This window comes from uncultured Amnibacterium sp. (assembly GCF_964245895.1).
GTDB lineage: Bacteria > Actinomycetota > Actinomycetes > Actinomycetales > Microbacteriaceae > Amnibacterium.
The window spans coordinates 1-7,337 of the sequence record NZ_CAXTOQ010000158.1 but is presented as its reverse complement, the minus strand read 5'-3'; the positions used below and the strand labels follow the sequence as shown (position 1 = coordinate 7,337).

Here is a 7,337-nt window from a genome sequence, read left to right as displayed (position 1 = left end):
ACTTCAGGATGTCGTCCGCCGCGTGCACGAGCGTGTCGAAGCGGTAGTTGATCTCACCCTGCCCGGCGGTGCCGACCTCGTGGTGCGCGCGCTCCAGGATCAGGCCGGCCTCGATCAGCTTCAGCGAGATGTCGTCGCGCAGGTCCGCGTGCTGGTCGACGGGCGACACCGGGAAGTAGCCGCCCTTGAACGGCGTCTTGTTGCCGAGGTTGCCACCGATCTCCTCCCGCCCGGAGTTCCAGGCCGCCTCGGAGGAGTCGACCTTGTAGAAGCTCGAGCCCTGGGCGACCTCGTAGCGGACCTCGTCGAAGATGTAGAACTCGGCCTCGGGGGCGAAGAACGCGGTGTCCGCGATACCGGTCGTGGCGATGTACTTCTCCGCCTTGTGCGCGATCTGGCGGGGGTCCTTCGCGTAGATCTCGCCGTTGCGCGGGTTGTAGATGTCGAAGACCAGGATCAGGGTGCGCTCGATCCGGAACGGGTCGACGTACGCCGTCGAGATGTCCGGGATCAGCTGCATGTCCGACTCGTGGATGTTCGCGAAGCCCCGGATGGAGGAGCCGTCGAACAGCTGGCCGACGGAGAAGAACTCCTCGTCGACGGTGGACGCCGGGATGTTGAAGTGCTGCTGCACGCCCGGGAGGTCGGTGAACCGGATGTCGAGGAACTTGACGTCCGTGTCCTTGATGAACTTGATGACCTCGGATGAGTCGGTGAACGTGGGGTTGGGCATGCCGGTGGATCTCCTGCGCTGGTCCAGGGAGTGCTGCGCTTGCAGTCGGTGACCAACCTACGGGGGACGGGATTTCGGCCACGTGACCGCTTCGTTTCGAGGGTGTTACACGCCCTACGGACCCGACGTGACCGCGGGGGAGGCGGGCAGGTCGAAGGCCGAGCCGCGGAACGCCTGCTCCGCGCTCACGATCGCGATCAGCAGGAACGCGAGCAGCGCCAGGACGACGAACGAGCCGCCCAGCCCCCGGCCGGCGACCTGCCGGTAGCGGGGGCCGTCCGGTCCCTCCGGCCCGGGCCGCCATTCCGGCTCCGCGCGTGACGCGGGCGGAGCGGACCCCTGGGTCGTCGTCACGAGCAGGTCCCGCGCGCGCGTCAGCCGGTCGAACGCGAGCGACGCCGCCCGCCTGGTCGCGTCGTCCGCCTCCGGCAGCGCGTCCGGATGCGTGCGCCGAGCGGCCCGGAGGTAGGCGCGCTGCACCTCGGCGGCGGTCGCGTCCTCCTGCACCTCGAGCAGGGCCGCGGCCTCCGACCGCGACAGCGGCGCTGCCGCGCCGGTCACCGCCGGACGGGCCGCAGCTTCGTCGGGTCGACGCCCTTCGGCATCGGGACGCCGCCGCCGAGCGACTCGAGCCGGTTGCTGACGGCCAGCACCTCGGCCCGCGTCAGCTTGCCCTTCAGTCGGCCGAGGCGGCGGTTGATCTGGGACAGCCGGATGCTGCCCTCGTCGGAGCCGACCCGCAGCACCGAGACGGGCACGTTCGGCGCGACGCGGACCACCTTGCGGCGCTCCTCGTCGACGAGGCGCTGCGTGCGCCCCTTCGGACCCTCCGCGATGAGGACGACTCCGGGCTTCCCGACGGCGCGGTAGACCGCGTCCCGCGACCTCGGGTTCACCGCGACCGGGATCTCGCTGCCGCGCCAGCCGCGGCGCAGCGTCGCGCGGAGCACGGCGCCGACGGCGCCCTGCTGCCCCTCCATGCGGTTGTACGCGGCGCGCTCGGCGCGACGGTTCATCACGATCAGTGCGACCAGCAGACCGGTCACGACACCGAGCAGGATCCAGGTGATCATCGTGATGATCGCGCCGCTCAGCACGGCGAGCACGACGCCGACCAGCACCGGCACGAGGAACGCGAGCAGCATCCACCAGACGAGGGCGGAGTCGGCCTTCCTCGTCATGTGGAAGACGTCGATCAGCTGCTTGATGCGGCCCGGCTCCTTGGCAGGGCGACCGGTGCTTCGGGCCATGAGGGCATGGTATCCGCTCCTCCCCAGGCCGTGCGGGCCGCGGCGCGCGGATCCAGGGGCAGGCTGCCCGCGTGACCGTCATCGAGCCTCCGCCCGTCGTCGTCCGGGTGCGCCAGGACCGCGCCGACCGGCTGCAGGCGCTGCTCGCGGCGCCCGGGCCGCACGTCGAGCGGCTCGTCGACGTCGGCCGCGCGCCGAACGGCGACCTGCTGCTCGTCGTCCCGGCGCCGGCGGCGCGACCGGCCGAGCTGGTCCTGGTGCCCGGCTGGCCGTCCGCGGGGGAGGCGGTCACGGTGCTGGCGCCGCTCGCGACGGCGCTCGCCGGGCTGCACGGGGCCGGCGTCGCGCACGGCGCGGTCGGCCTCGCGGCCGTCGCCCTCGACACGGAGGGCTCGCCCTCGTGGACCGGCCCGGACGCGCCCGTGCTGCGGCGAGCCGTCGGCGACGCGGCGTTCGCGCCGGCGGTCGCGGCCGACGTCGCGGCGTTCCGCGAGCTGTGCCGGGCGCTCCTCGGCGGCTCGGCCCCCGGCGGCGCCGACCTGGCGAGCCTCGCGGCGGCGCTGTTCACGGTCGCCGAGCCGCGGGCGGTCCGCCTGCACCCCGCGCCCGCGACGGTCGAGCCCGTCGCCCCGCCGTCGCGGCTGCTGCCGGCCCTTGCACCCGACCCGCAGCGCGCCGAGGGCGTCCGGTCGTGGGCCGGGCGCAGCGAAGCGGTCCGGTCGCGGGTCGGGCGCGTCGTCGCACCCCTGCGCACGGTGCGCCGCCGGGTCTGGGTCGCGGCGGGCACCGTCGCGCTGCTGCTCGCCGTGGTGCCGGCGCTGCTGCCGGCGGACCGGCCGGAACCGGCGGCGACCGCCGTCGCGAGGACGGCCCGCACGGCGGTCCCGGTCCCCACCGTCGCGCCCACCCAGCGGCCGGAGGCGGCGCTGCGCGCGCTCGTCGCCGCGCGGGCGCGCTGCCTCGCGACCGGCAGCGAGCGGTGCCTGGCCGGCGTGGACGCCGCCGGCTCGCCGGTGCTCCAGTCGGATCTCGCCGCGGTCGCCTCCGGTGCGGAGGCGATCGCGGTCGACGGAGCGCGGCTCGCGATCCGCTCGACGAGCGGCGGGCTCGTCCTCGCGGACGCAGCGGGCTCGACGGTGCTCGCGGTCCGGGAGCCGGACGGCTGGCGGCTGCGCGACGTCGTCGCGAAGCGCTGAGACGACGGACGGGCGGGCCCCGTCAGGAGCCCGCCCGTCCGCCGTGCAGTTCGTCAGATCCCGAGGGAGCTCCGGAAGTCGCCCGCCTCGAGCCGCTGCTTGATCGTGGTCAGGAATCGCGCTGCGTCCGCGCCGTCCACGATGCGGTGGTCGTAGCTGAGGGCCAGGAACACCGTCGAGCGGATCGCGATCGACTCGCCGCCGTCGGCCGTCGCGACGACGGCCGGCTTCTTCACGACCGCGCCCGTGCCGAGGATCGCGACCTGCGGCAGGAACACCAGCGGGGTGTCGAACAGCGCGCCGCGCGATCCCGTGTTGGTGAGCGTGAACGTGCCGCCCGCCAGCTCGTCCGGCTTCAGCTTGTTGTCGCGCGTCCGGCCGGCGAGATCCGCGATCTGCGCCGCCAGGTCCGCGATCGACCGGCCGCCGGCGCCCCGGATGACGGGTGTGAGCAGCCCGCGCTCCGTGTCGACCGCGATGGACACGTTCTCCGTGTCCGGGTAGACGATCGAGTCGCCGTCCACGGTCGCGTTGATGATCGGGTACTGCTGCAGCGCCTCGACGGCGGCCAGCGCGAAGAACGGCAGGAACGACAGCTTCTGCCCGGTCTTCGCGAGGAACTCGTCCTTGACCGCGCCGCGCAGCTTCGCGACCGCGGTGACGTCCACCTCGACGACGGTCGTCAGCTGCGCGGTCGACTGCATCGAGACGACGGCGCGCTCCGCGACCACCTTGCGGAGGCGGGACATCTTCACCGTCGTGCCGCGCAGCGGCGACGGCTCGACCGGCTTCGCCGGCGCGGGGGCCGCTGCCGGTGCCTCGGCAGCGGCGGGAGCGGCCGCCTCCGCCGCGGCGATCACGTCCTCCTTGCGGATGCGGCCGCCGACGCCGGAGCCCTGCACCGAGCCCAGGTCGACGCCGCGGTCGTTCGCGAGCTTGCGGACGATCGGCGTGACGTACGGCGCCGACGCGTGCGCCCCGCCGCCCGAAGCCGACTCGGCCGCAGCCGGCGCGCTCGGCGCGGGGGCCGGAGCGCTGGTGGCGGCCGGAGCCGACGGCGTAGGCGCGGGCTGCGCCGGGGTCGGCGGGGTGGTGGGCGCGGCGGCGGGGCCGGCGTCCTGGCCCGGCTCGGCGTCGACCGAGCTGGTCGCGTCCTGGGCGAGCGGAGGCTGCTCCTGCTCGGCCTGCTGCTGCCCGCCGCCCTGCGGCGCGACCTCCTGCTCGAGCGTCGGCTCGGTGTAGGAGGTGCCCGCCTCGGGCGCCTCCTCCGGGAGGGACTCGGCGACCGGCTGCTGCTGCTGCTGCGGCTCGGCCGCGACGGGGGCCGGCTCGGCCTCCTCCGGCTCCGGAGCCGACTCGCTGCCGGACGCGCCAGCGCCGTCGCCGATCCGCACGAGCTCGGCGCCGACCTCGACCGTCTCGTCCTCCTGCACGAGGATCTCCTCGATCACCCCGGCCACGGGCGACGGGATCTCGGTGTCGACCTTGTCGGTCGAGACCTCGAGCAGGGGCTCGTCGACCTCGACCGAGTCGCCGACCTGCTTCAGCCAGCGGGTCACCGTGCCCTCGGTGACGCTCTCGCCGAGCGCCGGAAGGGTGACGGACTCACTCATCGGATGGTTCCTTTCGCATCGGCGGCAGCACCGCCGGATGTGTGGTGCGGACGGTCGCGGTGGTGGGCACGGTCGTGCGTCACAGGGCGTGCAGCGGCTTGCCGGCGAGCGCGAGGAACGCCTCGCCGAGCGCCTCGTACTGGGTCGGGTGGCCGTGGAGGTACGGCGCGACGTCCTCCGGGTACGCCTCCCAGTTCACGACGAGCTGCGCCTCGCCGACGAGCTCGCCGACGCGCGTGCCGATGCCGTGCACCCCGAGCACCGGGCCGTCCTTGGCCCGGACGACCTTGATCGACCCGGAGGTGTCGAGGATCTCGCTCTTCGCGTTGCCGGCCAGGCTGTAGTCGTAGGCCACCACCGCGTCGCGGCCGAGCTGCTCGACGGCCTTCGCCTCGGTGAGCCCGACGGACATCACCTCGGGCTCGCAGTAGGTGATCCGGGGCACGTTCACGTCCGAGACGATCGCGGGATCGAGGCCCTCGATCTCCTCCGAGACGAAGATGCCCTGCTGGAAGCTGCGGTGCGCGAGCTGCAGGCCGAACACGATGTCGCCGACGGCGTACACGCCGGGCAGCGTCGTCTGCAGGCGGTCGTCGACCTTCACGAAGCCGCGATCGAGCTGCACGCCGGCCTCCTCGAAGCCGTTGCCCGCGGTGGAGGGGCCGCGGCCGACGGCGACGAGCAGCAGCTCCGCGTCGAACGTCCTGCCGTCCTCGAGCGTGACGACGACGCCGGAGTCGTCCTGGGTGACGGACTGGAACCGCACGCCGAGGGAGTACTGGATGCCGCGCTTGCGGAACGCCCGCTCGAGCGACTTCGACAGCACCTCCTCCTCGTTCGGGATGAGGTGCGGGAGGGCCTCGATGATCGTGACCTCGGCGCCGAAGGAGCGCCAGACGCTGGCGAACTCGACGCCGATGACGCCGCCGCCGAGGACCAGCACCTTCTTGGGCACGTAGTCGAGGTCGAGCGCCTGCTCGGAGGCGATGACGCGTCCGCCGAGCTCGAGGCCGGGCAGCGAGCGCGAGTACGAGCCGGTCGCGAGGACGACGTGCTTCCCCGTGATCGTCGAGTCGCCGACCCGCACGGTCGTCGCGGAGGTGAGCGTGCCGGCGCCGTCGATGGTGGTCACGCCGCGCGCCTTCAGCAGGGACTGGAGGCCCTTGAACTTCTTGGCGACGATCCCCGTGCGGTACGCGGTCACGCCGGCGATGTCGACCGAATCGAAGCTCGCCCGGATGCCGTAGTGGGCGGAGTCCTTCGCGGTGTCCGCGACCTCGGCGGCGTGCAGCAGCGCCTTCGTGGGGATGCACCCGCGGTGCAGGCAGGTCCCACCGACCTTGTCCTTCTCGATCACGGCGACCGACTTGCCGAGCTCGGCGGCCCGCAGCGCGGCCGCGTAGCCACCGCTGCCTCCGCCGAGGATCACGAGGTCGAAGGACTGGTCTGGCACGTCGTCGGTACTCCCGTTCTCGTCGCTGGCGCGACCGACGGAGACCGCCCCGCCGGTCTTCCGCTGAGGAGCGGTGCCCCTCCCGGAGCGCCGCGGAAACCCTACTCCCTGCCGGATGCCGGGGCGCCGGGAGCGCCCTCCGCGGGGCCGTCCGCGGCGAGGTCCTCGAGCAGTGCGAGGAGGGTGCGCACCAGGACGCCGGTGGGTCCCGAGCCCGTCGTGCCGTAGGCGCCGCCCTTGTTCTCGGCGGAGCCCGCGATGTCCAGGTGCACCCACGGCACGGGGGAGCCGTCCGCGGCCTCCGGCACGAACTCGCGCAGGAACTGCCCCGCGACGAGCGCGCCGCCGGCCGTGCTGCCGATCTTCACGTTCGCGATGTCGGCGACGTCGGAGTTCAGCAGCGCCCGCAGCTCATCGGGCAGCGGCAGGTGCCAGACCAGCTCCCCGGCGCGCTTCGCCGCGGCCTGCGTGCGGGCGACGAGCGCGCCGTCGCCCATGGCGCCGCTGTAGCGGGTGCCGAGCGCGGTGATGACCGCACCGGTGAGGGTCGCGACGTCGACGATCGCGTCGGGGTGCTCCTCGCCGGCGCGGACCAGCCCGTCGGCGAGCACGAGGCGGCCCTCCGCGTCGGTGTTCAGCACCTCCACGGTGCGGCCGCCGCGGATGCGGATGACGTCGTTCGGCCGCATCGCGGTGCCGGACGGCAGGTTCTCCGCGACGCAGAGCCACGCGGTCACGGCGATCGGCAGCCGGAGGCGCGCGGCCGCGGTCACGACGGCGAGCACGGTCGCCGCGCCGGTCATGTCGTACTTCATGCCGACCATGGACGCGGCCGGCTTCAGCGAGAGGCCGCCGGAGTCGAAGGTGATGCCCTTGCCGACGAGCGCGATCGTCCTCGCGGCGCCCTCCGGCGCCCACGCCACCCGCACGAGCCGCGGCGGCCGGCTGGACCCCGCGCCGACGCCGAGGATGCCGCCGAAGCCCTCCTCCGCCAGCGCCGTCTCGTCCCACACCGTCGCGGTCGCTCCTGCCTCCTCGGCGGCCTGCACGGCGCGGTCGGCGAGCGAGGCCGGGAACAGATCGTTCGGCGGC

At 73.9% G+C, this 7,337-nt stretch carries 7 protein-coding genes; 1 reads left to right on the top strand and 6 read right to left on the bottom strand.

The features are described 5' to 3' along the window. From ACFE60_RS16040 to ACFE60_RS16030, 3 genes are all read right to left on the bottom strand, one after another. On the bottom strand, positions 1 to 733 hold a 733-nt coding region (locus ACFE60_RS16040), incomplete at its 3' end, for a glutamine synthetase beta-grasp domain-containing protein (protein ID WP_375389863.1). Between the two features lie 114 nt (positions 734 to 847). Further along, complete coding sequence (locus tag ACFE60_RS16035; RefSeq protein WP_375389862.1) at positions 848 to 1,294, bottom strand: J domain-containing protein; 447 nt, start codon at positions 1,292 to 1,294, stop codon at positions 848 to 850. Further along, positions 1,291 to 1,983: a DUF4191 domain-containing protein gene (locus ACFE60_RS16030; RefSeq protein ID WP_375389861.1), complete on the bottom strand. Its 693-nt coding sequence runs from the start codon at positions 1,981 to 1,983 to the stop codon at positions 1,291 to 1,293. The genes ACFE60_RS16035 and ACFE60_RS16030 overlap by 4 nt, the downstream gene beginning before the upstream one ends. A gap of 71 nt (positions 1,984 to 2,054) precedes the next feature. Here ACFE60_RS16030 and ACFE60_RS16025 point away from each other — a divergent pair, with 71 nt between their 5' ends. Further along, positions 2,055 to 3,179, top strand: a complete 1,125-nt coding sequence (locus ACFE60_RS16025; protein ID WP_375389860.1) for a hypothetical protein — start codon at positions 2,055 to 2,057, stop codon at positions 3,177 to 3,179. A 53-nt stretch (positions 3,180 to 3,232) separates the two neighbouring features. On the opposite strand, the gene sucB is transcribed toward ACFE60_RS16025, so the two are convergent. From sucB to ACFE60_RS16010, 3 genes are all read right to left on the bottom strand, one after another. Continuing rightward, on the bottom strand, positions 3,233 to 4,792 hold the full coding sequence (gene sucB, locus ACFE60_RS16020) for a 2-oxoglutarate dehydrogenase, E2 component, dihydrolipoamide succinyltransferase (RefSeq protein ID WP_375389859.1): 1,560 nt from the start codon (positions 4,790 to 4,792) through the stop codon (positions 3,233 to 3,235). Between the two features lie 79 nt (positions 4,793 to 4,871). Beyond that, the gene (gene lpdA, locus ACFE60_RS16015; RefSeq protein WP_375389858.1) at positions 4,872 to 6,245 is read right to left on the bottom strand and encodes a dihydrolipoyl dehydrogenase; all 1,374 of its coding nucleotides are present in this window, start codon (positions 6,243 to 6,245) and stop codon (positions 4,872 to 4,874) included. Positions 6,246 to 6,346: 101 nt separating this feature from the next. Beyond that, the coding region (locus ACFE60_RS16010) for a leucyl aminopeptidase (protein ID WP_375389857.1) at positions 6,347 to 7,337 on the bottom strand (991 nt) is incomplete at its 5' end.